Source organism: Pantoea sp. K16 (genome assembly GCF_048452805.1).
Classification (GTDB): domain Bacteria; phylum Pseudomonadota; class Gammaproteobacteria; order Enterobacterales; family Enterobacteriaceae; genus Pantoea; species Pantoea agglomerans.
Genome location: NZ_JBLWNV010000003.1, coordinates 236,854 through 261,834, shown reverse-complemented (window position 1 = coordinate 261,834; position 24,981 = coordinate 236,854). Strand labels below are relative to the sequence as shown.

The window sequence follows — 24,981 nt, the reverse complement described above, 5'->3', positions numbered from 1 at the left end:
AGGGCACGACTCCATGAAACAGCTGACCAGCCAGATTCATGCATTTGGCAAAGCGTTGATGATGCCAATCTCGGTCATCGCTGCCGCAGGTATCTTCCTTGGGCTGGCGGCGGCCATGCAGAACCCGGCGGTCACCGGCGATGCCTTTGCGCAGATGCAGGTGCCGCAGTTAATTATCGGCTTTATTCGCAAGGTTGCCGGAGCGCTATTCGCTAATCTGCCGGTCTTCTTTGCGGTAGCGAGTGCCATCGGACTGGCGAAAGCGGAAAAACCTACCGCCGCCTTTGCCGCGGTGATTGGCTATATCGTGATGAACGTCGGTATCAGCGCGACGCTGGCGGCCAAAGGGATCACCGCCGCCACCACCACACCTGCAGCCCTGCAGCAGGCGGGCATGGACCAGACCACCGCCATGATGACCTCGGCGGAATATATCAACATGCTGGGCGTCTTTACCTACAACATGAGCGTACTGGGCGGGGTGATTGCCGGACTGGTAACGGTGGCGCTGCACAATCGCTTTTATACCCAGCAACTGCCTACCGCGATCAGCTTCTTTGGCGGACGGCGTTTTGTGCCGATTGTGACCGTAGTCTGTCTGCCACTGATTGGGGTCTTGCTGGCGTTGATCTGGCCGACCATTGGTGACGGTATCGCCTGGATTGGACAGATGATTGGCAAAAGCGGGCAGTATGGCGCTTTTCTGCTGGGAGCCTTTGAGCGCATCCTGATCCCCACCGGATTGCATCATATCCTTAACGAAACCGTGCGTTTCACGCCTATTGGCGGCATGGCGGTGGTCGATGGCCAGACCGTGGTTGGCGCACTGAACATCTTCAACGCGTCACTGACTCATCCGGGATCGATTCCCGATGAGACGCTGCGCACGGCCACGCAGTTTCTGGCGCAGGGCAAGATTCCGGTGATGATGTTCGGCCTGCCCGCCGCGGCGCTGGCGATCTATCACACCGCCCGACCCGAGCATAAACAGCGGGTCAAAGCACTGGTCATGGCGGGGGCGCTGACCTCCTTCACCACCGGCATCACCGAACCGCTGGAGTTCTGCTTTATCTTTGTCTCTCCGGTGCTCTATCTGCTGCACGCTTTCCTGACCGGCCTGTCGTTTATGCTGATGTCGATGCTGCATCTGATGATTGGCAACGTGCAGGGCGGTGTTATCGACCTGGTGGTGTTCGGCATGCTGGGTGGAGCAAAAACCCACTGGTGGTGGACGCTGGCGCTGGGCGTGATCTATGCGCCGATCTACTACTACGCTTTCCGGCTGGTGATTACCCGGATGAATGTTGAAACGCCAGGCCGTGAATCGGAGGATGAGAAACCGCAACAGGTCGCCGCGGATGAACGGACTCAGGTCATTATCAGCGGGCTGGGCGGGCAGGCCAATATCGAGGATGTCGATTGCTGCTTTACCCGGCTGCGCGTGCGGGTCAAAGAGATGAATCAGGTGGTCGATCAGACGCTGATGAGCACCGGTGCCAACGGAGTCAATCGCGTCAGCGAGCACGACATTCAGGTGATCTACGGCCCGCAGGTCGAGAAGATCGCCAACGAGGTAAAAATGGCACTGGGCGTCGCTTAACGGCAGCCTGTTTCACTCTTCGTCACAACGCTAACCGCCCGACGCCCGTGGGCGGTTAGCGCCTGTTCCAGGGCACGCTCCGCCCGCTGCCGTCCCGCTTATTGTAACTAAAAAAAGCCCAGCCCTAATGGGCCGTACCTTTCTGCCGATATAGCGACTAATCCTCTTACTTTTCGGAACACCGCGATGTCGTTAAAAAAATCCTCCCTGATTATCTTCTCCTTCCTGCTGGCGCTGTTTCTCACCAGCGTGGCAATCAGTACCTGGCTGCTAATTCAGAGCAATCACTCGCTGAATGCGGTTAACAAAGAGATCCGTGTGGTGCTCTCGGTGATTGACCCCATCAACCACAGCCGCACGCTGCGTGTGCGTCTGATGGAGTACATGAAGGAGATTGAGGGCAGTGACGCAAACAATCCCGCCACGCTGGACAGCGTTCGGACCGTGGCCGGCAAAGCGGATGCTGCATTTCAGGCCTATATGAACGCGCCGCGTCTGCCGGGCGAAGAGGCGGAAGCCGACGCCTATAGCCAGGCTTATCAGGCCTATCGTCAGCAGGGTTTACAGCCGTTGATTGAGGCGGCAGAGGCACACGATCAGGTGCGCTTTAAAAATCAGATCGCCACCGTGGTTCGCCTTGATCGTCAGTATGAAATCATTCTGGACCGGGTGCTGGCTCAGCATGAAACCTATGCCAAAAAGCTTAACAGCGATGCACAGAGTCACTTTACCTCCGGCATTACCCTGCTGGGGCTGTTTGGGGTGCTGTTTTTCGCCATCATCGTCGCCATTTACATCTTCATGAAGCGCTATGTGCTTTCGCCGATCAATGATGCGCAGGAACACTGCAAGCTGATTGCGGCGGGCGTCCTGGATACCACGGTGCCGGTCAAAGCCGGTTCGCGCAGTGAAATTCAGTTGCTGATGGGCTCGCTGGAGCAGATGCGCAGCGCGCTGACCGCCATTATTCTCCAGGTGCGCGATTCAACCCGCTCAGTCTCCACCGCCTCTCAGGAGATTGCGGCGGGCAACATCGATCTCGCCTCGCGAACCGAACAGCAGGCTGCCGCGCTGACGGAAACCGCTGCCAGCATGGAGCAGCTGGGCGCAACGGTGAAACAGAACACTGAAAACGTCTTTGAAGCCTGCCGCCTGACCAGTGAAGCGGTGAAAAACGCGGAAAGCGGCGAAAAGGTCTCGCAGGAAGTGGTGACATCGATGGCGTTGATTAATGCCAGCTCGAAGAAGATCGAGGAGATCACCACCGTGATCGACAGCATCGCCTTCCAGACCAATATTCTGGCGCTGAACGCGGCAGTCGAAGCCGCCAGGGCGGGTGAACAGGGTCGCGGTTTTGCGGTGGTGGCAGGGGAAGTCCGTAATCTGGCCCAGCGCAGCGCTACCGCAGCCAAAGAGATTGAGGGGCTGATTGCGGAATCTGTTTCGATCATCCACGCCGGTTCCGATCAGGTCAGCCGGACCGGTGAGGCGATGAGCGCCATTATCTCCTCTGTCAGCCGCGTGAATCTGCTGATGGAGCACATCTCAACCGCTTCTGATGAACAGAGTCGCGGTATCGGTCAGATTGAGCAGGCGGTTACCGAGATGGACAGCGTTACACAGCAGAACTCGGCGCTGGTGCAGGAGTCTGCCGCAGCATCTGCCTCACTGGAAGAGCAGGTGCAGTATCTGACGCAGTCGGTCTCCACCTTCCGTCTGGCAAACCGTTAATCAGGGCTCTCCGCGCTGAGTTTATACAGCGCGGAGTCCGGAGCCCCGATGCTGAGTAATGCCCGACAGAGAAGGGAGAGTTTGATTCAGTGCCTTGTGGCGCAGGGCTAATCGGCGGATTATAAGGCTTTCCAGTAAATATGGGGTGGTCATGCTAATCAGCACGGAAAGTGCCCGCAGCAACAGCGCGGATACCCGACTGGCCTGCACGCTTGCCGCTGCCGCAGGCGCACTGAATACCGCAGCCTTTGAGATCGTCGGTTTTTTTTCAGCCAACATGACCGGGAATGTCTCGCTGCTGTCCGATCATCTGGCAAAAGCGAATCTGGGGCCTGGCCTGTTTTTTCTGTCGATTGTTCTTCTGTTTATTGCGGGTTCCCTGTTTTCAACGCTGATCATTAATGCCGGGCACCGCAGAAATATCCGCACCATCTATGCCTTTGTCATCCTGATTGAGGGCAGCGCGCTGATTGCACTGGGGGTGATTGAAAATCACTTTCCGCCGCAGTCGCCCGGTGTAGTGTTGATCATGAGCCTGAGCTTTTTAATGGGGCTGCAGAATGCGGTGGTGACGCGGATCTCCAATGCCCGCGTTCGCACCACCCATATCTCCGGCACGGCGACCGATATCGGGATTGAGCTGGCAATGCTGTTTGAGGTGCTGCGGCGCACAGCGTCACCGAAAGAGGCGCCGCTCTATCTGAGCCGGCTGCGACTGCACTGTCTGACCCTGCTTTCTTTCCTTGCAGGAGGGATAGCCGGAATCGGGCTTTACCGGCTGCTTAGCTACGATTTCCTGCTGCCAGTAGGGTTCGGGTTAATCTGTCTGGCGCTGAATGCCATCTTTACTAAGCCAGCAAAACAACAGGGCGCGATGATTTAAGTGCGCAACCCTCACTGATGCGTAAACCAGGGCGGCGCGGAGTCCTGATTTCATCGATCCGCCTGCGCAAATGAACCGTGCGGTTAAAACATCCTAGCCTGCGCGGGGTAACATTCAGCCTTATACTCTGGTTGATCCTGCGAACGAGACAGTAATGCGAACAGCCTTCAACCTGCTGATGGATAATTAACATCGACATTAAACAACTCATTTACTTGTGTAACCTGGAGCGTGAACGCCATTTCGGGCGGGCCGCGGAAGCCAGTTTTGTTACACAGCCAACCCTCTCTATGCGCCTGAAGAATCTTGAGCGCGAGCTGGGCCTGCCGCTGATTAACCGCAGCAATAACTTTGCCGGATTTACCCCAGAGGGCGACCGTGTGCTGGCGTGGGCGCGGGAAATTGTTTCGGTCTATCAGGGGCTGAAGCTTGAAGTGGAATCGCTGAAGCATGGGGTGAACGGTACGCTGCGGGTTGGCGTGGTGCCGCAGTGCAGCATGGCACTGCCGCTGCTGCTGAAAGCGGTCCAGGCGCGTTATCCTCAGCTCGACTATCGCATTGCGGTGCTGAGTGCTGACCAGTTGCTGGAAGCGCTCAACAGCCACACCGTGGATGTCGGGATCGGTTTTTTCGAGATGGCAACACTGCGTGAACTCCATTTTCAGACCGAGATGCTGGCAGACCGGGGCGTTGAAGCCATATTCCATCCCGACCATTTTCCTGAGCTGGTGGGGGAAACCGCGCTGACGCTTGATGAAGTGGCACAACAGCCGCTCTGCCTGGCGGAGCCGACGCGTTATTTCCGGCGTTATCTTGATATGGCTTTTCGCGAGGCGGCGCTGGTACCCCGGGTGATCGTGGAGAGCGCCTCTGTCATGCAGCTGATGCAGTGCGCGCAGGTTGGCCTCGGGCTGCTGGTGTCGCCGGTCGGTCATCTGCTGTCCGCTTCATTACAGGGGCTGCAGCAGCGCGCCATTACGCTGCCGCCGATGGCGCGCCAGGCGGCGCTGGTCATCGCTGAGCCTGGCCGTGCCACACCGCTGGCACAGCACTTTTTCGACGAAGCGCGCGGTCTGCTGCCGGTTTAACGCGGTTACTGCGATTCGCCCAGGGCGTAAAACAGGCGGCTGTTCCAGTTGCCTATGGCGACACTCTGTATCAGCGTGAACAGCGCATCAGCCTCCCAGCCCGCCTCCATTAGCGGCTGCAGATGGGCCGCGCTGAAACGCTCTGGCGAACGGGTCAGCTGCGCTGCCAGCGCAATAATCTGCTGCTCCTGGTCTTTTGCCGCCGCGTCATCCACGCCCTCAATTAAGATCTCATTTCCGGCCAGCAGCCGGAACGCCCAGCGACTGCCCAGAATACGGGCGGCCGTCGCCTCTGCCAGAGTATTGTCCTGAGTGAGATGCTGACGCAGTTGCGCCCAGCCATAGAGCACTGAGGGATCGTGGGCCAGCAACCATACCGCGTCCTGCATTCCCGGCAGCGACTGACAGCGGGTAATGGCAGCGAGCTGCTCAGCACTGGCATACCGCAACTCCAGCGGTTTCAGCACGGGCTGCCAGCGGGCAGGCTGATCAAAACCTGCGGCCTCAGCATCCGGTGGTGCAGTGCTGCCAGGCAGCCAGCGTACCGGCTGGGCCTGCAGCGCCTGTAAACCGGCGACCACCCGCGCCTGATAACTGACAAAGCCGATCACCTGATTCAGCGTCACAATATCGGGCTCTGTCAGGCCGACCGCATCCAGGGCAGTGATTGCGCTGGCGCTGATCAGCTCAGGCTGCATCGCCAGCTGGCGTGCATACTGCGTAATCTGGGTCAGGCGATTATTACTTTCACGTGAGGAGTCGGGCCCGGGCAACGGATTGAGGCGGGCAGAGTAGTGATTACACAGCCGCTGTACACCCGCCACCTGCGCCACCGTCAGCGCCGTGCTGAGGCGATCGTAAAGCGTTAAGGTGTGCGTGAGCGTGGTGACGACGCGGTCGGGGAACAGCAGCTGTGCCAGATCGCGCGCCGCCAGCAGGGCGGGCTGATTGGTGCGCAGCAGTGACTGCACCACGTTGTCATCGGCGTAACATCCCAGCAAAAAACGGTCATCAATATGGGCGGCCTCGGGCACCAGCGGTGCGGCCTGTGAGGTACGTGGACTGGTCTGGCTCTCGTAAAACCAGTGGTTATGGCCCGGATAGCGGCGTTGTTCCATGATCAATCCTTTTGCAAATTCGGGTTCGGTATGCAGGCGGCAGAATCTGAAAATGTGCATAAACCGAAGGGCAGGCTTATCGTCGCTGATGGCCAGTCCGGGGCAAAAGATTGATCGGTGATAATTAATAGCGTTACGGTATAACGGCAGCGAAATCAGGCAGGAAGGGCGAGGCGGGAGCAAAGAGAAGGGCGAGCCAGGCTCGCCCTTGCAGAACTTATTTCAGTTCCAGTTCGTTCATTGCGGCGATGCTGAAGCCGCCATCAACGTGTACCACTTCACCGGTGATGCCGCCAGCCAGGTCAGAGCAGAGGAATGCTGCTGAGTTGCCGACATCTTCGATGGTAACGGTACGGCGAATCGGGGTGACCGCTTCGCAGTGTGCCAGCATCTTACGGAAATCTTTGATGCCTGATGCTGCCAGGGTGCGAATTGGACCGGCAGAAACGGCGTTAACACGCACGCCTTCCGGGCCCATGGCGTTTGCCATGTAGCGCACGTTGGCTTCCAGCGACGCTTTCGCCAGACCCATCACGTTGTAGTTCGGGATCGCGCGCTCAGCACCCAGGTAAGAGAGGGTCAGCAGCGCAGAGTGTGGATTCAGCATCTCGCGGCACTCTTTGGCCATCGCGACGAAGCTGTAAGCACTGATGTCATGCGCGATTTTAAAGCCTTCGCGGGTAACGGCGTTCACGTAGTCGCCAACCAGCTGCTCGCCAGGGGCGAAACCGATAGAGTGAACGAAACCGTCAAATTTCGGCCAGGTTTTTGCCAGTTCAGTGAACAGAGATTTGATGCTCTCATCTTCGGCTACGTCACATGGCAGCACGATGTCTGAACCCAAATCTTTGGCAAACTCTTCCACACGACCTTTTAATTTGTCGTTCTGGTAGGTGAAAGCCAGTTCTGCGCCCTGTTTGTGCATCGCCTGTGCAATACCGTAGGCGATGGAAAGTTTACTGGCAACGCCAGTAATCAGAATGCGCTTACCGGAAAGAAAACCCATAGCTGTAATCCTTATGGTCATTGTAGTTGGCGGCCGCATGGTTAAAAAGTGAGCGACCGACGTTAATCGACGTGCGGATTCTAGCACGTCTCTCATAAATCAGGTAAATCGGCCCGCAATTTCCGCGATATGCAGCAAAAATCAACGCTCCCGCCGCCAGGCTTCGGCACTCAATGCTTCGCCAAAGTGGCTGCTGATCAGTCGTCGGGTCAGATCGTGCAGCGGGGAGGCCAGTACATCAGCGGTGCCGCCGCGCTCGACCACTTCGCCCTGATGCATCACCAGCACCTTATCGCTGATGTGCTTCATCATTCCCAGATGCTGGGTAACATAAATGTATGCGATACCATGCTTCTCCTGCAGTTCCAGCATCAGATTCACCAGCTGGGAACGCATGGTCATATCCAGTGAGGCCAGCGCTTCATCGGCCACAATCACTTTGGGTTGCAAAATCAACGCGCGGGCCAGCCCCAGACGCTGCTTCTGACCGGGTGCCAGCATGTGCGGATAATAGCCGGCGTGATCGCGCAGTAATCCCACCTGACGCAGGGTGGCGATAATGCGTTTCTCTCGATCCTCCGCGCTGAGATCGGTATTAAGCCGCAGCGGGAACTCCAGAATCTGGCTGATACGCTGACGCGGATTCAGGGAGGTTGAGGGATCCTGGAAAATCATGCGGATGCGCTGACTGCGATAGCCATAATCGCCGAAGGTCAGCGGATGATCGTCTATCAGAATCTCACCTTCGGTAGGGGCGACCATGCCGCTGAGCATCTTCGCCAGCGTGGACTTGCCGGAGCCATTTTCGCCGATTATCGCCAGCGTCTGCCTCTCGCGTAGGGTAAAACTGACCGACTTCACCGCCTCAACGTGCTGACGGCGGAACAGGCCCGTGCGATAGCGAAAGGTTTTACTCAGGTTGCGCACTTCCAGCAGGGTCTCCATGCTACTGGCCCTCCATATTCAGCGGGAAATGACAGGCATAAAGATGCGTTTTGCTGCCGGTGAGCCGTGGCGTTTCAATACATTTGCGCTGCGCATAAGGGCAACGTGGCCCCAGACGACAGCCAATCGGCAGGCTCTCCAGCGACGGGATCGCCCCTGACAGGGTATTGAGACGGCTTTTGTGCGGCAGGGATCGTCCAAAATCGGGCATCGCCCGAATCAGCGCCTGAGTATAAGGATGGTGCGGCGTACTCATTAAATCTTCGCTCTGGGCGGTTTCTACCGTCTGACCACAGTACATCACGTTGATACGGTCCGCCCACTGGCTCATGGTGCGCAGGTCATGACTGATCAGCAGAATGGTGGTGTTGTTGTTCTGGTTCAGACGGCTCAGCAGGCGGAAAATCTGCGCCTGCGTAGTGGGTTCCATGGCATTCGTCGGCTCATCGGCAATCAGCAGACGCGGCTGATTAGCCAGCGCAATCGCGATCATCACTTTCTGGCATTCGCCTTCGGTCAGCTCATAGGGGAAGCTGCGCATTATATCTTTGTGATCTTTAATGCCGACGCGATGCAGCAGTTCGATGGCGCGGGTTTTGCGCCAGAACCAGAAGCGTTTCAGCCACGGACCTTTATACGTCCAGAGCGGGATCACCTGCATCAGCTGACGACCGATGCTTTCAGAGGGATCCAGACAGGATTGCGGCTCCTGAAAAATCATCGAGACGTTATGTCCGATAATGCGGCGGCGCTCGCGCGACGACAGGCGCAGCAGGTCGACATCATCAAATACCATGCGATCGGCGGTGACACGCCAGTTATCGTTAGTTACGCCGCAGATCGCCTTGGCAACCAGACTCTTACCGGAGCCGGACTCACCGACCAGGCCACGGATTTCACCTTCGCCCAGCGTCAGATTGACGCGATCGACCGCTTTGACCGGTCCGTCAGCGGTCATAAATTCAATGGTCAGATTACGGATATCGAGTAACGGCATTTATTCCACTCCCGCTTCGACGGCGCGACGGATGCCGTCACCGAGCAGGTTAACAATTAATACGCTGACCATCAGCGCCACACCCGGCAGCATAACGGTCCAGGGGGCGACGTAGATCAGCTCCAGCGAATCACCCAGCATCGCTCCCCATTCGGGCGAAGGCAGCTGCGCGCCCAGATCGAGAAATCCGAGTGCGGCAATATCCAGAATCGCCATCGATAGCGCGCGGGTAATTTCGGTGATCAGCAACGGTAAAATGTTAGGCAAAATGGCGTAGCGCAGGATGTTGCGGCCTCTGGCACCGTCAAGACGTGCCGCCACCACATACTCTTTTTCCAGCTCATCATGCACGGCACTGTAAATCTCGCGCACCAGACGTGGAATCAGCGCCAGCCAGACCGCCAGCAATGCATGCTCGAGTCGTGGTCCGAGAAACGCCACCACGATAATCGCCAGTAACAGCGACGGAATAGAGAGCAGGGTGTCCAGCACGTGGTTCATCACCGCCGAGCGTATGCCATGCGTCATGCCCGCCAGTACGCCCAGCACCAGCGCGCCGAGCGTGGCGAACAGCGTCACCAGAATCGCCGAACCCACCGTCGGGCCCGCACCGCTCAGCAGGCGGCTCAGCACATCCCGACCCAGATCGTCGGTGCCGAGAAAGAAGGAAACATCGCCATAATGTGACCAGGATGGCGGCAGCAACTGATAACCCAGGAACTGCTGATCGATATCGTATGGCGCTATCAGCCCGCCAAACAGACAGAGCAGCAGCAGTGCGCCAAAGCCATACAGCCCGACCATCGAAATCGGGTTGCCATAGAAATGGTGCCAGCTCTGACGAAACGCGCTGGGCAGGCGTTTTTCGGCGTAAATATTATCGGAGGGCATACGCTTTCACTTTATTGTGCTTGAGTTCGGACAACATTTCTTTATAAAAATTACTCATATCAGAGGGTTATCCTGAGGACATGCTTTATGTTTCTTTATCATGGCTGACTCTGAGTAGCGTTAATTTATGTGTTTTGTGTACGCCTCTGCGTAGACGCAAAGAAGCAAAGAAGATGTACACATTGCAGACAGACACTAAGCTCAGGAAAGCGCTGGGTAAGCGCCGCGACAAAGCAGAGGTTATCTTCAACTCGTCCGGACTGAATGTCAGGCTCTCCATTCGAGGCGGCGTGACATTTTTCTACCGTTATCGCTGGGAGGGTTAACCCGTCAGCTGTCTACAGGGGATTATCCGTCGATATCCCTGTTACAGGCAAGGAAACGGCGTCAGCAATTTCGGCTCTGGATTGCAAAGGGTTATGATCCGCGTCGGCATATCATCCTGAACAGCCTGAAAAAAGTTATATTCACCTCCGGATAACAGGCAATAAAAACCGCCCTGTTGGGCGGCGGAGTAGATCTTAGCGGAGGCTACGCTGGCCGGACCCTGGCCTTTGTCGGGTGTCCGTCAGGCCCATCGTCATGGGTGTGGTCAGGATCCGGCTCAATGATCACGATATAATCTTTACCTATCCCATCGCGCGTTAATGTTACTAAATCTCCGGCAACAGGTTTGGTGTCAAACTCATGTTCCTCTTCAACGCCGGTATCTTCAAAAATTACAGCGAATTTCATTTTTCGTCCTCTTTCTGATAAACCGCGTCGTTACCGCGAGGTTTGTTGCTGACGCCTACTTAAAGAATTTTAGACTATCCTGAAAATATCAGGCATCTCAGTGGATTACTTCATGCCGATATTATGCGCGATTACCGACTGGCTTCAGGTGTCCCGGTGTTCAGACCGCTGTGGAAGCATGTCCGCCTGGCGGTTTCAGGTGCAGACGCTATGCGCGAATGGCTCACTACTGAAACCCTGCCGGAACCCGCACAGGAAATCGTTCATGATGCTGCATGAGTAATACACCGTAAATCTTCCACGGAAGACGGATAATCCAACACCTAAGACGTTCGCCTCAACAGAGATCACTTTTTGTGCAACATTGACAGATTCTTCATCATTTCCTGATTGTTCATTGATGACTTTGAGGGATAGTCGCGTCCTGAGAGTGAACTCTTTACTAAAGGAGATAAATCGGTGGCGAGAATAAAATGAAAGGAGCTTAGACAAGGGAATTGCAAACGATCAATATAGAATTAAATTTTGTGTGACAATGGATTTGAATTAAAAGAGACCGCAAAAAACGCAAAAGGGGGATGGCATGACAGATAAAAACTTCTTTAATGCATTAATAAAATGGATTGATGATCATACGGATGAAAAAATAAGCCTGGATAAAGTGGCTAAAAAAAGTGGATATTCAAAATGGTACCTTAACAGAATGTTCACAAAGCATTGCGGAGTCAGCCTCGGGAAATATATTAATAACACCAGAATGCAGGCGGCCTCGCTGAGTTTAAGGTTTACTGAAGCCACTGTTGCAGAGGTGGCTGATCAGTTCAACTACGACTCACAGCAAACGTTCACTCGCGCCTTCTCACGACATTTTGGTATGCCTCCCGGCATCTGGCGAATCACTGATGCTGCAAAAAAATCAGATAAGGACTCTCTCTGCTTCCCCAGCGATGACACCATTTTCAGGCAGCGATTGAGAGCTTACGTAATGCCATAGGTTTACCTGATTGCATCCTCAGAAAATTATTATCTACAGGACGGCGGGGAAGGACCGCGATGCATAAAAAATTAAAATCGGCCCTGAGATTAAACGTTTTATCTTTAAACACCCTTCATGGGTGCCTGGCAATTCAGGAACGGGCGGGTTTGTGCTTATTTCCAGCCGCTCCATTGCAGAAAATAAGCCTGATTCCTAAGAAAGATTAAAAAATTGTTTTCCCCGTGGAGTGCGCATCCGCCCAGCGAAGCTTATACGTCCATTCTTTATCAAGTGAACCGATTGAAAGCCTCATCTCCTTGCCCGTCTGCTTACAGTAGTCCCGTGCCGCACCAATGTTTTTCCACATAAGTAAACTACCCGGACTAAGGTCCGAATATTTCATGTTAACGCCGCCGTTTGGCACATCAAAATAGATAATGTGTTCACTCTCAGCCATGAAGAGCAGATCCATCGCGCATGGCTCGTTCCCAACAAAAAGAATATAGCCGAAGAGCATCCTTTTCATGGCAATAATAAGCGTGATCAGGTTCTCCCTGGAATAACAGGTTATGCTGTCAGAGAAACGGGATTTAAAAAGGAAGATATAATAGTCTGCCAGCTCTTCAGGGCTGAATTGATTCATATCACAGCAGCGGCCACCCGCACGTGTGAACCGGTTGTATTCGTTGCGGCGATTCTTTTCTGTTTTAACTGAATAGCTCTCTTTTACAAAGCACACTTTATTTTTTCGGGCAAAAGAAAAGTTAAAATTTATGAAGTTGTGCTTGTTGAAATGTGACATTTTATTGGTTTTTTCAGGGAAAAGCATCGAGGCATTTTTAGCCGCCGGCACCATGATCTCATCATAAGATAGCGGGAATTTTTTCCATTGATCGACACCTATCCGTGAGTGATCCAGCAGGGCATAGGCGGCAATATAGCCACCTTGCTTTACTTTATGAAAATACGTTGCCTCATGACCTGTGCGAGATGAGAAAAACCTGATCACGTCAGGATGCATATTAACACTCCCGCCAAAACGGTTAAAACAGTGCTCATAAATGCCAGCGTCGGATTTTTCCCAGCCGTAAAGCATTCTTTTGAAGTGGCTCATATAAAATGTTAAACCTGATAGTTGTTCTGATAAACCGAGTTAAAAAGATGGCTCCTGAATGTCAGCCACCCTATGCTATCTTTTCCTGTCACTAACTCCGGACAGATGGTCTCTGCTGTGACATTTTAATCAGGGCATTATGTATTTTTTTTATCAACGTAAAGGCAAGGAAATATCAAGAATCTATCAAGCGATGTCGTTTTATTGCTTTATATTTGTGAGGGCTGCCTGACATTTATATCAAGTTTATCTGAGTCACCCGCGTAATAGCCTGACCGGGTGACTTCATTCTCTTTCAAACAATCCGCTGGCTCTGCTCCCGGCGATGCTTATGATAATCCTCATCACACTCGCTTGAACAGAAAGCAGTTTCAGCCACTACGGGCTCATCTTTGCACCAGATGCATAAGCCGTTTGGGCTTTTAAGTTTGGCCTTACGAGCTGCCAGAGAGGCAGCGAGATGCGCTTCTTCACGCTCCTGTGCCAGATCAACTTCATCCATAAATGTTCATCTCCTCATTAATTATTACGCTTCGAACTTAAATCGGTTTCTGCAGGAACAATATTCGTGTACATCAATGCCTGCTTGCAGCACGACTTCTGAAAGACAAAAGTCATATGTTTATTCTATGTTTTGCCTTAGCGCCCTTAGCGCCCTTAGCGCCCTGAGCGTTAGCGGAGGGCATACCATTCCTTATGTTTCAGCGGATTCATGGCCGCACCAATCACGTCAGAAATCACATTGACCAGAATCACCAGCCCGCCAATCACCATCACGCCAGCGGAGATCGCCGCGTAATCCTGCTGGCGAATCGCGTTGATCAGCCAGCGCCCCAGACCCGGCCAGTTAAAGACCATCTCGGTGATCATCGCCAGCGTCAGCATGGTGGAAAATTGCAGACCCAGACGCGGGATCACCGGCGGCAGCGCATTATGCAGCACATGGCGGCGGATCACGGTAAACGGCGAAAGACCCCGCGTGGCCGCCGCTTTGACATAATTTTTGTCCATCACGTCGCTGGTGCTGTTGCGTAGCAGGCGGATCACTTCCGTCGTCGGCGCCATCGCCAGCACCAGCACCGGTAAAATCAGGTGGTTCAGGACGCTGATTATCATCTCATGTCGCCAGGGCGAAGGACTCATCCAGGCATCAATCAGCGCAAAGCCAGTGACACTCTGCACCGGATAGAGCAGGTCGTGACGACCGGACACCGGCAGCCAGCCCAGCGTCAGCGAGAAGAACAGCGTCAGCAGCAGCGCCAGCCAGAAAATTGGCGCAGAGAAGCCAATCAGCGCCAGCGCACTGATGGTTTTGTCCTGCCATTTATTGCGCATCACGCCGGCACAGATCCCCAGCGGGATCCCGACCAGCAGCGCGAACAGAAACGCCAGGATGCACAACTCCATGGTGGCCGGGAAAACCTCACGCAGTTGCAGGCCAATCTCCTGACCGTTGGTGCTGGAGACGCCGAAATCAAACTGCAGCATCCCTTTAAACCAGAACCACCAGGCGTCCGAGAGCGCCGCGCCTTCCAGCGGGGCGTCAGGCGTAAAGTAGCTCAGGCTGAAGCTCACCAGCGACAGCAGAAACAGGGTAATGATCAGTAGCAGCAGGCGCCGCAAAATATAGATAATCACTTACTTTTCCTTATCGCTTTCACGATAAACCCCGGCAAACGAGGCGTTGCCAAACGGACTCAGGACCAGCCCTTTAATATCATGACGAAACGCCTGCAGCCGCAGAGAGGATGCCAGCGGCAGCACCGGCAACTCCTGCGCCAGAATCTGCTGCGCTTTGTCATAACTGTCGATGCGGCCAGAGAGTTGTTGTGATAACAGCGCATTCTGCAGCGTTTCGTCAAAGGCCGGCGAGCACCAGTGCGCGTAATTGGTCTGCGAGCGAATCGCCGCACAACTGAGCAGCGGCCGGAAGAAACTGTCTGGATCGTTACTGTCGGTGGCCCAGCCTGACAGTGTCAGATCATGATTCATCGCCATCAGCTGCGCCTCCTGAAAACGGCCCTCAACCGGCACAATGGTCAGCCGGACGCCGACCTGCGCCAGATCCGCCTGCAACAGTTCGGCGGTTTTCAGCGGGCTGGGATTCCACGACTGCGACGCGGCAGGCACCACCAGCCGCAGATGCAGATCGCTGATGCCCAGAGCCGCCAGTGCGGCACGGGACTTCTCCGGATCATAGCTTGTGATGCGCGCATCATTATCATATGCCCATGAGGCGCGAGGTAATATCGAGGCGGCGGTTTCGGCGGTGCCGTAATAGATTGACTCCATCAACCGCTCATTGTTGATCGCCAGCGCCAGCGCGTGACGCACCTCAGGGCGGTCGAGCGGCGGCTTACGGGTATTAAAGGCCAGATAGGCGATGTTCATGCCGGGACGCAGCGTCATCCGCAGGCGCGGGTCATCGCGCAGGATGGTGAGCTGACTGGCCGCGGGATAGGCAAGCACGTCACATTCACCGGTCAGAAGCTTGGAAAGCCGCCCGGTGCCGCCCGAGCCGAGATCGATCACCGCCTGTTGCAGACGCGGCACCCCTTTCCAGTAGTGAGGATTGCGCGCCAGGCGGATGTACTGACCGGTACGGTATTCACTGAGCTGATAAGGACCGGTGCCAACCGGTTGTCTGTCCATCTCTTCCTGCCGGCCCTGCGCGGTGAGCTGGTCGGCATACTCTTTCGACAGCACTGGCGCATAGTGGGTCGCCATGTGCCACAGGAACGACGCATCCGGGCTGTTTAACCTGAACTCAACCGTTCTGTTATCGATTTTCTTCACGCTCTGCACGGAGTCTGAAAATTGCAGACTGTCAAAGTAGGGATAGTTGCCGCCATTGACGTTGTGCCAGGGGTGATTGCGGTCAAACATCCGGGCGAAGCTGAACACGACATCGTCGGCGTTCAGCGCCCGGGTGGGGCGGAACTGATTCGTCTGCTGAAACTGCACGCCGCTGCGCAGATGAAAGCGATACGTTGCGCCGTTATCGCGCACTTCCCAACTGGACGCCAGATCGGGCTTGAGACGATAGGTGTAAGGATCGACATCCAGCAGGCGGTCATAGAGTTGTGCCGCCAGCGTATCGACAGTCAGCCCGCTGCTGGCCATCTGCGGATTAAAGGTGTTCAGCGTGCCGCTGACGCAATAGACGAAGCCGGTCTGACGGATATCACCCGCAGGCGCTGACCACGCAGGGGCACTCAACACGCTGAGGCTTAGCAACAGCGAACATATTAGTTTTGACATAGAACTCAACGATTTTGAGGCATTAAACAGAGTGTATCGCAAAGCGGGCATTGTCCCAAAACCTGCAACCGCTGCCAGACTGATTTTCATCATCGCGGCGGTAAAAAGAGCGTACAGAAGGTGTGGTAATGAGAAAAATTCTCAATAACTTGTTTACAGATGATAATAAGAATGATTATTATTCATCTGCGCTTCGACGGTAGCTCTGCCGAAGAAGAGCACGACATTGCTCACATTGCTTCCAGTATCGTTGCCCGCCTGTTGGCGGGCTTTTTTTTGGCTTTTGCAGAGTGGCATGTCTGCCTGGACGGGGAAGGGATTGCAAGCAAAGGGGATCAAAGTGGTGAAGCGGTGAGGAAGACCGGGACGGAATAGGGCTCCTCGTTGATGCGAATACCAGGCAAATTGTGGAAAGCGAAAATCTCGCCGTTTATCGTCAAATATACCGCCTTATCACGAACCCGAGGAAAGACGTCACCATCTGAGGTGATCAGGAAAGGCTTTAGGTCGTCGTTCAGACTTTCTTTAAAAGATTCATCGCTTCGGGATGCATCATAAAGATAAAAACGGTATGAGAAGGCAGTTGTGGCACCCGCACTGGCTTCGGTGATGTAAAGGTTAATCCGGCTGCTGACGTTAACTTTCCTGATGATCGACTGTTCAAGCGGTGATATCTGCGAAAGTCGCCAGCCTGCAAAGACAATAGTCATCAGCATCAGCATCAGAACCAGTGTGCGCTTTTTAAAAACCGGAACGTTTTGCATAATCTATCCCTGCTCTTATCCAGTATTGATCGTCAGGGTCATCTCCAAAAGGCGCTGCGCCATACCAGACATCAAATTCCTCTCTGCGGGTTCCGGCCCGGTTTTGCGCCCAACCGGCTGCGCGAAGAAGAACAGCGTCTTTTATTCCAGCGGCATGCCCCACAGCACCATAATGAAAATTACCAAAATGTTCATATTGGCTCCCATGTTGAAATTTATAATCCCATTGGCCATGTCCTTTAACCTGGTTATAAAACCAGACATATGTCAGGGCTGAGGGTCCCCTGTGAAAACGTGCAACCATCATATTGTTTATCAACGAAACTCCAGCTGGAGTAAATGATAGAATATCATAAGGAGGAGAGGGAGATGCCGCTAAGGCAGGATATCTCATGATTTATGCCTTTTCATTCCAGCTATCTGAAAAAATAATGTTACCATCACAATGCTTCCAGGTTATTTTCTCGTAAGCAAACTCAACGCATTCAAGATGATTATGTTTTTCTTTTTCAGGGTCTTTAGTGTCATGCATAATAGGCGAAATACCGATAATTCTGACATTTTCAAGTAGTATGTTGAAGTATTCTTCTTCCTGACCTGCGTAGTTGATATTGTACCATCTGAACTCGGCTGACCTTAATGTTTGTCCAGTTGCCACTGCTTTATAAAGGTAGGGCGAAGATGAATCGAATTCTTTTTGAACGATGATGGGTGCATGTTTTCTTGTCCCTGTGGGCTTGCCTGTCATAGAATCAGTCGGCAGTCTTAAGTTATGAGAAAAACCCGTAACTTCAATACTTCCCTCTCGGTCTTTAACATCTACTGAACCATTGATGCTCGCACCACCATCATCTTTCAGCCAAAGATATGCTGGAATAGCCATATTAAAAATCCTTTAATGGGTTAAGTTATATTCCTTTTGGAGGATAGTTAATGCTGGCTTCGCATAAACCTCAAGTGCATATTAAAAAAATCGAAGGCATAATGATAAAGATCAATATTTAATAATTTCATATGTAATGGCTGGGGTCTTTCCACACCATGGTTATGTAGTGCGAAATGGATTATTCAATTAATTGCTGTAAATCTGATTAAAAAGCCACTTCAACTATTAATGGGTATTGGTATCATTAATTTAGTTAAGATTCAAACTCAGAAGAGTAAATCATGTAATCCCTTGAATTATAGATTGTGTTTATATCCGCATGCATTCGATGTATCTGACGCTGGAAAGTGTAATATCGCGCTTAACTTTTACAAAAACGCAGGTACTATAAGCTCATCTTCTGGTCACCCACTTCCTGGCAATGAATAAATTCCAAAAAAACGTTCAGGCTTTTCAGCATACATCCTTTCGCTATCTCTTTTTTGGACGCCTGTTCACCGTGCTGGGCAATGGGATTGCACCCATTGCGCTGGCTTTTGCGGTACTGGATATTGGCGGGTCTGCTTCTGATTTAGGGATAGTGGTTGCGTCCCGTTCACTGTGTAACGTGCTTTTCCTGCTGGTGGGCGGTGTTGTCGCCGATCGCTACTCACGCAGTCGGGTATTAGTTTCATCGGCAGTAGTTGCCGCTGTTTCTCAGGCTATCGTCGCCTGGTCTGTACTCGATGGCTCAGCAACTGTCATTAGCCTGACTTTGCTGGGTGCCCTGAATGGTGCGGCGGCAGGCATCGCACTGCCTGCATCGTCTGCGCTGGTTCCGCAGGTAGTTCCTGCAACGGATTTGCGTCAGGCTAACGCGTTAATTCAGCTGGGTATTTATGGCGGTACGGTAATGGGGGCATCGATGGGGGGAATTATCACCAGCGCTGTCGGGCCGGGCTGGGGGCTGGCAATTGATGCGCTGGGTTTTGCTGTTTCCGCGCCGCTCTATTTCCTGATCCGTGTGAAATCGAATAAAGCCGCGGCTTCGCAAGGCAATATCCTGCTCGATATCAAAGAAGGCTGGGCAGAGTTCGCCGGACGAAGCTGGATTTGGTCGATAGTCCTTCAGTTCGCCATTATCAACGTCGCGTTCAATGGAATTGTAGAGGTATTTGGCCCGATGATTGCTGACGCCTCTTTCGGGCGGGCGCGATGGGGAATTATTGTGGCTGCTCATAGCGTAGGTTTAATTGCAGGTTCATTTCTGGCCATGAAATGGCATCCACGTCGTGACCTTCTGATTGGCGCGATGCTGGCGGGTCTTTGCGCACTTCCAATATTTATGCTGAGCCAGGATGCGTCAGCAGCACTGCTGATAGTGGGATTCTTCATTGCTGGCATGTCATTGGGCCTGTTCGGCGTAACCTGGGCGCACTCATTACAGACTCATATCCCACCGGATAAGCTGGCTCGCGTGTACGCTTATGATGCGATGGGTTCCTTTATCGCCATTCCCTTTGGACAACTGGTCGCGGGTCCGCTGGCAACACACTTTGGTATGAGTGCTGTATTGCTGATGTCAGCGCTGGCCGTGGTGATGGCTACCGCTGGCGTCGGTCTGGTTCCTGCCATCAGGCAACCTGAAAAAATGGGGGCTAAGTCGCACAACACATAATGGATAGGTGGCTCAACGTGAAAAACAGCCCGGTTTATACCGTGTTGTTAATTCACAAAGCAGAGAAAAATCATAGGTTGGGGCGGCGTTAATTAACTCTCTGCTTTTATATCGTGCTTCTTCATCATTGCGCGCAACTGATGATAGGTGACGCCTAATAAGCCAGCCGCACGGCGTTGGTTATAACGTGCCTGTTGCAGGCTGGCTTCCACCAGATCCCGCTCCTGCTGATTCTGCCATTGACGCAGATCCAGCGGCAGGGCAGGCAGCGCGCTGCTATCCGCCTCCTGACTGGTCCGGATGACAGCAATCGGTTCAGGGCGTGAAGCAAACGGGTTGATAATCACATTATCCAGCGGCTGCTCGCTGCTGTTATGACGATAGACCGAGCGCTCCACCACATTTTTAAGTTCGCGAACGTTGCCGGGCCAGTGGTAATCAAGCAGAGCCTGCTGTGCCCGTGGGGTAAAGCCGGGAAAAAGTAACAGGCCGAGCTCGCGACACATCTGGATAGCGAAATGATCGGCCATCACCAGTATATCGCTGCGTCGTTCGCGCAGTGGCGGTAACTGCACCACATCAAAGGCCAGACGATCCAGCAAATCGGCGCGGAATTTTCCCGCTGCCGCCAGCGCGGGCAGGTCTTCGTTGGTCGCACAGACCAGTCGCACATTTACCTGCAGGGAGTGATTGCCGCCGACCCGCTCCAGCTGTCCATATTCAATTACCCTGAGCAGCTTTTCCTGAACCAGCATCGGTGCCGTTGCCAGCTCATCCAGGAACAGCGTGCCGCCGTCAGCACGCTCAAAACGGCCAAGATGGCGCTTCTGCGCGCCGGTAAAGGCGCCAGCCTCATGACCAAACAGTTCAGAATCGAGCAGATTTTCATTCAGCGCGGCACAGTTCAGCGAGATAAACGGCCCCTGCCAGCGGTCAGAGAGATAGTGCAGTCGGCTGGCGATCAGCTCTTTGCCCGTTCCACGCTCACCAATCACCAGTACCGGTTTCTCAAGGGGAGCCAGTTTGGAAACCTGCTCCAGCACCTCAAGAAAATTGTTCGACTCTCCCAGGAGATTATCGCTAGTGCCTGTCATGATGAATTTCGCCACCCCTTAATCATTTTGACTATCTTAAAACAAGCGGGAAGGGCTGTAAAATTTAAAATATGATAAAAATCAATAAATTATAAAATTGGCACGCATTTTGTATTAACTCAGCAGGACTTCACGTTTTAAAACATTAAAAGAGGAACATTATTATGGGTATTTTTTCTCGTTTCGCCGACATCGTTAATGCCAACATTAATTCCCTGCTGGAGCGTGCGGAAGATCCGCAGAAACTGGTCCGGCTGATGATTCAGGAAATGGAAGACACCTTAGTTGAAGTGCGCTCCACCTCTGCACGCGCACTGGCTGAAAAGAAACAGTTGTCACGCCGTATTGATCAGGCGGAGATTCAGCAGGCTGAGTGGCAGGAAAAAGCGGAGCTGGCGCTGCGCAAAGATAAAGATGATCTGGCCCGTTCGGCGCTGATTGAAAAACAGAAACTGACCGATCTTATCGCCTCCCTGAAACAGGAAGTGGGTCATGTTGAAGAGACGCTGGAGCGCATGAAAGGCGAAATCAGCGAGCTGGAGAAAAAACTGAGTGAGACACGTGCCCGCCAGCAGGCGTTGACGCTGCGTCATCAGGCGGCCTCTTCATCACGCGATGTTCGTCGTCAGCTGGACAGCGGTAAGATCGATGAAGCAATGGCACGGTTTGAATCTTTTGAACGTCGCATCGACCATATGGAAGCGGAAGCAGAAAGCCACGGTTTTGGTAAACCAAAGACGCTGAACCAGGAGTTCACTGACCTGAAAGCGGACGATGAAATCAGCGAGCAGCTTAATGCGCTGAAAGCCAAAATGAACCGCAGTGAGTAATCATCGACGTTGCGATAAGTGATTAAGGAGAGTCAATGAGCGCACTTTTTTTCGCCATACCGTTAACGATCTTCGTGTTGTTTGTCGCACCGATCTGGTTATGGCTGCATTACAACAACAAACGCAACGGCGGTTCGGAACTGTCGCAAAGCGAAATCCAGCGCCTGCAGCGCGTGACCCAGGACGCGCAGCGGATGCGCGAACGTATTGACGCGCTGGAAGCGATTCTGGACGCCGAACATCCAAACTGGAGGCAGCCATGATTAAAGGACGCAAGTTGTGGCGCAAGCCAGATGACGGGAAATTTATGGGTGTCTGCGCAGGCCTGGCAGAGTATCTCGATATTCCGGTTCGTCTGCTGCGTGTCATCGTGGTGTTATCGCTGTTCTTTGGCCTGTTTCTCTTTACGGTGATCGCCTACTTTGTGCTGGGTTTTGTGCTGGATGTGAAACCCGCCTCTGCCTCCCAGACTGAGCGCCAGCCCAGCGCCAGTGAACTGCTGGATCAGCTGGAGAGCACCCTGCAACGGGATGAGCGCAGCGTGCGCGACCTGGAACGCTATGTGACGTCTGAAACCTTCAGCGTGCGCAGCCGCTTCCGCCAGATTTGATTCTGCTACTGTTATTGCCGGGCCTGTTTCAGGCCCGTTCGCTTACTCAATGGAGGTGTTGATGTCTTTTTCGCGATCCACTGCTTTTCGTCACCGCGCGGCACCTGCATTGAAGTCGGCCGCTAAATTCATCATTATTAATGCTGTTACCTACGGTCCCGCCGGTGTCACTGGCTGGGCAGTGAAATCGGTAGCGCGACGCCCGTTACGTCTGCTGCTGGCTGTGGCGCTTGAGCCATTGCTGAAACGCGTGATGAACCGGGTGGCATCGCGCTTCATCAGGGAGAAAGATGAAAAGACTGCAAACTGAATTGATGGCGTTGATGAACCGTGGCGTTGATCGCCACCTGCGGCTGGCGGTAACCGGATTAAGCCGCAGCGGCAAAACCGCCTTCATCACCTCACTGGTTAATCAGCTTTTAACCGTTCACAGCGGCGCGCGTTTGCCGCTGTTTTCCGTGGTGCGGGATGAGCGCCTGTTAGGCGTAAAGCGGGTACCCCAGCGTGACATGGGCACGGCCCGTTTCACCTATGACGAAGGGCTGGCACAGCTCTACAGCACGCCGCCTGCCTGGCCCACACCCACCCGCGGCGTCAGCGAAATGCGCCTGGCGCTGCGTTATCGTCCCAATGATTCGCTGCTGCGTCACCTGAAAGAGACCGCGACACTCTATCTGGAGATTGTCGACTATCCCGGCGAATGGCTGCTGGATCTGCCGATGCTGGCGCAGGATTATCTCGCCTGGTCCCGGCAGATGAACGGTCTGCTGCAGGGCGATCGTGCTGAGTGGGCAAAGCCCTGGCGAACCCTCTGCGAAAAACTCGACCCGCTTGCACCCGCCGATGAAACCCAGCTGGCAGAGATTGCCGCTGCCTGGACCGACTATCTGCATCGCTGTAAATCTGAAGGCTTACACTTTATTCAGCCCGGTCGCTTCGTGCTGCCTGGCGATATGGCAGGCGCCCCCGCGCTGCAGTTCTTCCCCTGGCCGACGGCTGATGAAACGCAACTTACTAAGCTGGCGCAGGCGGACAAGGGCAGTAACTTCAGCATGCTGCAGCAGCGGTTTAACTACTACTGTCAGCATGTGGTGAAAGGTTTCTATAAAAACCATTTCCTGCGCTTTGACCGTCAGATTGTGCTGGTTGACTGCCTGCAACCGCTTAACAGCGGACCCCAGGCGTTTAACGACATGCGGCTGGCACTGACGCAACTGATGCAGAGTTTTCATTACGGTCAGCGAACCCTGTTTCGTCGGCTCTTTTCACCGGTAATCGACAAATTGCTGTTTGCCGCCACCAAGGCGGATCACATCACCAGCGATCAGCACGGCAATATGGTGTCACTGTTGCAGCAGCTGGTGCAGGATGCCTGGCAGAACGCGGCGTTTGAGGGGATTAGCATGGATTGCATCGGGCTGGCGTCGGTGCAGGCGACGCAGAGCGGGCTGGTCGATCACCGGGGCGAGAAGATCCCGGCCCTGCGCGGAAACCGGCTGGATGATGGTGAGCCGCTCACCGTCTATCCGGGTGAAGTCCCGCCGCGTCTGCCTGGTAATGCCTTCTGGCAGCAGCAGGGTTTTCAGTTTGAACAGTTCCGGCCGCAGCAGCTTGACGTCGATCGCCCGCTGCCACATATCCGCATGGATGCCGCGCTGGAATTTTTATTGGGAGATAAATTGCGATGAGTGATCCGCTGAAGCCGCGTATCGATTTTGCCCGTCCGCTGGATGAGAGCAGCACCACGCCGCTGCGCCCGGCGCAGACTTTTGAAGCGGAAGCGCAGGCGGCGTTTCTGGCGGTGCAGGATGAAGAAGTCGCTGTCGAAGAGGAGGGCGCAGGTGAACGGGCGGTGGAGGCTGCGCTGAAACCTAAGCGCAGCCTGTGGCGCAAACTGGTGACCGCTGGCGTGCTGCTGTTTGGCGTCAGCGTGATTGCGCAGGGTGTGCAGTGGACACATGACGCCTGGCTGACCCGCGACTGGTTTTCACTGGGCAGCGGCGTGGCGGGTGGTCTGATCGTCCTGGCGGGTGTGGGTGCGCTGACCACCGAGTGGCGTCGTCTCTATCAGCTGCGTCAGCGCGCCGAGGAGCGGGATGTGGGCCGTGAGCTGCTGCACAGTCATGGCATCGGCAAAGGCCGGGCCTTCTGCGAAAAACTGGCGCAGCAGGCAGAGCTGGATCAGGCGCATCCGGCCCTGCAGCGCTGGCATGCTTCGCTGCACGAAACCCACAATGACAGTGAAATTGTCCGCTTATATGCGCAACTGGTGCAGCCGGTGCTGGATCGGCAGGCGCGGCGCGAAATCAGCCGTCATGCTGCGGAAGCCACGCTGATGATTGCGGTCAGCCCGCTGGCGCTGGTGGATATGGCGTTTATCGCCTGGCGTAATCTGCGGCTGGTCAATCGCATCGCGGCTATTTACGGCATTGAGCTGGGCTACTTCAGCCGCATCCGGCTGTTCCGTCTGGTGCTGCTCAACATGGCCTTTGCCGGGGCTTCCGAACTGGTGCGGGAAGTGGGTATGGACTGGATGTCGCAGGATATTGCCGCCCGTCTTTCCACGCGCGCCGCGCAGGGCATTGGCGCGGGTTTGCTGACTGCAAGACTGGGCATCAAAGCGATGGAGCTGTGCCGTCCACTGCCGTGGCTGGAGCAGGATAAACCACGGCTCGGCGATTTCCGTCGTGAGCTGCTGGGCCAGTTGAAAGAGGCGTTGCAGAAGGGCGGTAATAAGTCAGCCTGACGCTCTCGTGACAAATTAAAGGCGGCATTGCCGCCTTTATTCTTTAGTG

The 24,981-nt window shown here is 54.2% G+C and carries 27 protein-coding genes and 1 pseudogene; 14 read left to right on the top strand and 14 right to left on the bottom strand.

Annotation, left to right across the window (positions count from 1 at the left end; genetic code table 11):
- The first annotated feature begins 13 nt into the window (after window positions 1-13).
- From ACK13D_RS05685 to ACK13D_RS05670, 4 genes are all read left to right on the top strand, one after another.
- Complete coding sequence (locus ACK13D_RS05685; RefSeq protein ID WP_086905469.1) at window positions 14-1,600, top strand: PTS transporter subunit EIIC; 1,587 nt, start codon at window positions 14-16, stop codon at window positions 1,598-1,600.
- Window positions 1,601-1,786: 186 nt separating this feature from the next.
- On the top strand, window positions 1,787-3,331 hold the full coding sequence (locus ACK13D_RS05680) for a methyl-accepting chemotaxis protein (protein ID WP_061901407.1): 1,545 nt from the start codon (window positions 1,787-1,789) through the stop codon (window positions 3,329-3,331).
- Between the two features lie 151 nt (window positions 3,332-3,482).
- Window positions 3,483-4,214 carry a YoaK family protein gene (locus tag ACK13D_RS05675; RefSeq protein ID WP_052271812.1) on the top strand — a complete coding sequence of 244 codons (732 nt, stop codon included), beginning with the start codon at window positions 3,483-3,485 and terminating at the stop codon, window positions 4,212-4,214.
- Between the two features lie 191 nt (window positions 4,215-4,405).
- Window positions 4,406-5,302 (top strand): LysR family transcriptional regulator, encoded by an 897-nt coding sequence (locus ACK13D_RS05670; RefSeq protein ID WP_029519092.1) that lies wholly within the window; start codon window positions 4,406-4,408, stop codon window positions 5,300-5,302.
- Between the two features lie 5 nt (window positions 5,303-5,307).
- On the opposite strand, the gene ACK13D_RS05665 is transcribed toward ACK13D_RS05670, so the two are convergent.
- The 5 genes from ACK13D_RS05665 to sapC form a co-directional block, all read right to left on the bottom strand.
- Window positions 5,308-6,420: a CMD domain-containing protein gene (locus ACK13D_RS05665; protein WP_159226461.1), complete on the bottom strand. Its 1,113-nt coding sequence runs from the start codon at window positions 6,418-6,420 to the stop codon at window positions 5,308-5,310.
- A 217-nt stretch (window positions 6,421-6,637) separates the two neighbouring features.
- Entirely contained in the window at window positions 6,638-7,426 is a 789-nt protein-coding gene (gene fabI / locus ACK13D_RS05660) for an enoyl-ACP reductase FabI (protein ID WP_010244547.1), read from the bottom strand.
- Between the two features lie 141 nt (window positions 7,427-7,567).
- Window positions 7,568-8,371: a putrescine export ABC transporter ATP-binding protein SapF gene (sapF, locus tag ACK13D_RS05655; RefSeq protein WP_010244550.1), complete on the bottom strand. Its 804-nt coding sequence runs from the start codon at window positions 8,369-8,371 to the stop codon at window positions 7,568-7,570.
- 1 nt (window position 8,372) lies between these two features.
- Window positions 8,373-9,368, bottom strand: coding sequence for a putrescine export ABC transporter ATP-binding protein SapD (gene sapD, locus ACK13D_RS05650; protein ID WP_418795902.1), 996 nt, complete (start codon window positions 9,366-9,368; stop codon window positions 8,373-8,375).
- Window positions 9,369-10,259 (bottom strand): putrescine export ABC transporter permease SapC, encoded by an 891-nt coding sequence (sapC, locus tag ACK13D_RS05645; RefSeq protein WP_010670235.1) that lies wholly within the window; start codon window positions 10,257-10,259, stop codon window positions 9,369-9,371.
- Between the two features lie 173 nt (window positions 10,260-10,432).
- Here sapC and ACK13D_RS05640 point away from each other — a divergent pair.
- Window positions 10,433-10,722: pseudogene (locus tag ACK13D_RS05640) on the top strand (Arm DNA-binding domain-containing protein); the annotation flags it as partial.
- Between the two features lie 68 nt (window positions 10,723-10,790).
- Here ACK13D_RS05640 and ACK13D_RS05635 read toward each other — a convergent pair.
- Complete coding sequence (locus ACK13D_RS05635; RefSeq protein ID WP_010244562.1) at window positions 10,791-10,994, bottom strand: hypothetical protein; 204 nt, start codon at window positions 10,992-10,994, stop codon at window positions 10,791-10,793.
- 583 nt (window positions 10,995-11,577) lie between these two features.
- Here ACK13D_RS05635 and ACK13D_RS05630 point away from each other — a divergent pair.
- The gene (locus ACK13D_RS05630) at window positions 11,578-11,988 is read left to right on the top strand and encodes a helix-turn-helix domain-containing protein (RefSeq protein WP_418795899.1); all 411 of its coding nucleotides are present in this window, start codon (window positions 11,578-11,580) and stop codon (window positions 11,986-11,988) included.
- Window positions 11,989-12,193: 205 nt separating this feature from the next.
- Here ACK13D_RS05630 and ACK13D_RS05625 read toward each other — a convergent pair whose 3' ends face one another.
- The 4 genes from ACK13D_RS05625 to sapA form a co-directional block, all read right to left on the bottom strand.
- Window positions 12,194-13,084, bottom strand: coding sequence for a hypothetical protein (locus ACK13D_RS05625; protein WP_111533848.1), 891 nt, complete (start codon window positions 13,082-13,084; stop codon window positions 12,194-12,196).
- Between the two features lie 295 nt (window positions 13,085-13,379).
- Window positions 13,380-13,586, bottom strand: a complete 207-nt coding sequence (locus ACK13D_RS05620) for a hypothetical protein (RefSeq protein ID WP_010244571.1) — start codon at window positions 13,584-13,586, stop codon at window positions 13,380-13,382.
- 170 nt (window positions 13,587-13,756) lie between these two features.
- Window positions 13,757-14,722: a putrescine export ABC transporter permease SapB gene (sapB, locus tag ACK13D_RS05615; RefSeq protein WP_010244573.1), complete on the bottom strand. Its 966-nt coding sequence runs from the start codon at window positions 14,720-14,722 to the stop codon at window positions 13,757-13,759.
- Complete coding sequence (gene sapA, locus ACK13D_RS05610) at window positions 14,723-16,345, bottom strand: ABC transporter substrate-binding protein SapA (RefSeq protein WP_031292936.1); 1,623 nt, start codon at window positions 16,343-16,345, stop codon at window positions 14,723-14,725. It lies immediately after the preceding gene.
- A 171-nt stretch (window positions 16,346-16,516) separates the two neighbouring features.
- Here sapA and ACK13D_RS05605 point away from each other — a divergent pair, with 171 nt between their 5' ends.
- On the top strand, window positions 16,517-16,720 hold the full coding sequence (locus ACK13D_RS05605) for a hypothetical protein (protein WP_072014594.1): 204 nt from the start codon (window positions 16,517-16,519) through the stop codon (window positions 16,718-16,720).
- Here ACK13D_RS05605 and ACK13D_RS05600 read toward each other — a convergent pair.
- The 3 genes from ACK13D_RS05600 to ACK13D_RS05590 are packed head-to-tail and all read right to left on the bottom strand — an operon-like array spanning window position 16,681 to window position 17,992.
- A complete protein-coding gene (locus ACK13D_RS05600) occupies window positions 16,681-17,109 on the bottom strand; it encodes a hypothetical protein (protein WP_033757796.1) in 429 nt (142 codons plus the stop codon). The two genes, ACK13D_RS05605 and ACK13D_RS05600, sit on opposite strands and share 40 nt — an antisense overlap.
- Complete coding sequence (locus ACK13D_RS05595; protein WP_418795895.1) at window positions 17,087-17,503, bottom strand: polymorphic toxin type 44 domain-containing protein; 417 nt, start codon at window positions 17,501-17,503, stop codon at window positions 17,087-17,089. The genes ACK13D_RS05600 and ACK13D_RS05595 overlap by 23 nt, the downstream gene beginning before the upstream one ends.
- A 3-nt stretch (window positions 17,504-17,506) precedes the next feature.
- Window positions 17,507-17,992 carry an Hcp family type VI secretion system effector gene (locus ACK13D_RS05590; RefSeq protein WP_346451096.1) on the bottom strand — a complete coding sequence of 162 codons (486 nt, stop codon included), beginning with the start codon at window positions 17,990-17,992 and terminating at the stop codon, window positions 17,507-17,509.
- 424 nt (window positions 17,993-18,416) lie between these two features.
- On the opposite strand from ACK13D_RS05590, the gene ACK13D_RS05585 reads away from it, so the two are divergent.
- Window positions 18,417-19,652: an MFS transporter gene (locus ACK13D_RS05585; protein WP_346451098.1), complete on the top strand. Its 1,236-nt coding sequence runs from the start codon at window positions 18,417-18,419 to the stop codon at window positions 19,650-19,652.
- Window positions 19,653-19,744: 92 nt separating this feature from the next.
- Here the strand turns inward: ACK13D_RS05585 and pspF are convergent, their stop codons facing one another.
- Window positions 19,745-20,746: a phage shock protein operon transcriptional activator gene (pspF, locus tag ACK13D_RS05580; RefSeq protein WP_010670227.1), complete on the bottom strand. Its 1,002-nt coding sequence runs from the start codon at window positions 20,744-20,746 to the stop codon at window positions 19,745-19,747.
- A 164-nt stretch (window positions 20,747-20,910) separates the two neighbouring features.
- On the opposite strand from pspF, the gene pspA reads away from it, so the two are divergent.
- The 6 genes from pspA to ACK13D_RS05550 all read left to right on the top strand — a co-directional run bounded on the left by pspA (window position 20,911) and on the right by ACK13D_RS05550 (window position 24,932).
- Window positions 20,911-21,576 carry a phage shock protein PspA gene (pspA, locus tag ACK13D_RS05575; protein WP_010244588.1) on the top strand — a complete coding sequence of 222 codons (666 nt, stop codon included), beginning with the start codon at window positions 20,911-20,913 and terminating at the stop codon, window positions 21,574-21,576.
- A 35-nt stretch (window positions 21,577-21,611) separates the two neighbouring features.
- Window positions 21,612-21,839, top strand: a complete 228-nt coding sequence (gene pspB, locus ACK13D_RS05570) for an envelope stress response membrane protein PspB (RefSeq protein WP_010244592.1) — start codon at window positions 21,612-21,614, stop codon at window positions 21,837-21,839.
- Entirely contained in the window at window positions 21,836-22,186 is a 351-nt protein-coding gene (gene pspC / locus ACK13D_RS05565) for an envelope stress response membrane protein PspC (RefSeq protein WP_354438319.1), read from the top strand. The genes pspB and pspC overlap by 4 nt, the downstream gene beginning before the upstream one ends.
- Before the next feature lie 61 nt (window positions 22,187-22,247).
- Window positions 22,248-22,496: a phage shock protein PspD gene (pspD, locus tag ACK13D_RS05560; protein WP_010670225.1), complete on the top strand. Its 249-nt coding sequence runs from the start codon at window positions 22,248-22,250 to the stop codon at window positions 22,494-22,496.
- Window positions 22,477-23,874, top strand: coding sequence for a YcjX family GTP-binding protein (locus ACK13D_RS05555; RefSeq protein ID WP_069026332.1), 1,398 nt, complete (start codon window positions 22,477-22,479; stop codon window positions 23,872-23,874). Before pspD ends, ACK13D_RS05555 begins: the two co-directional genes overlap by 20 nt.
- Entirely contained in the window at window positions 23,871-24,932 is a 1,062-nt protein-coding gene (locus tag ACK13D_RS05550) for a YcjF family protein (RefSeq protein WP_163851601.1), read from the top strand. The genes ACK13D_RS05555 and ACK13D_RS05550 overlap by 4 nt, the downstream gene beginning before the upstream one ends.
- Window positions 24,933-24,981 lie beyond the last annotated feature (49 nt).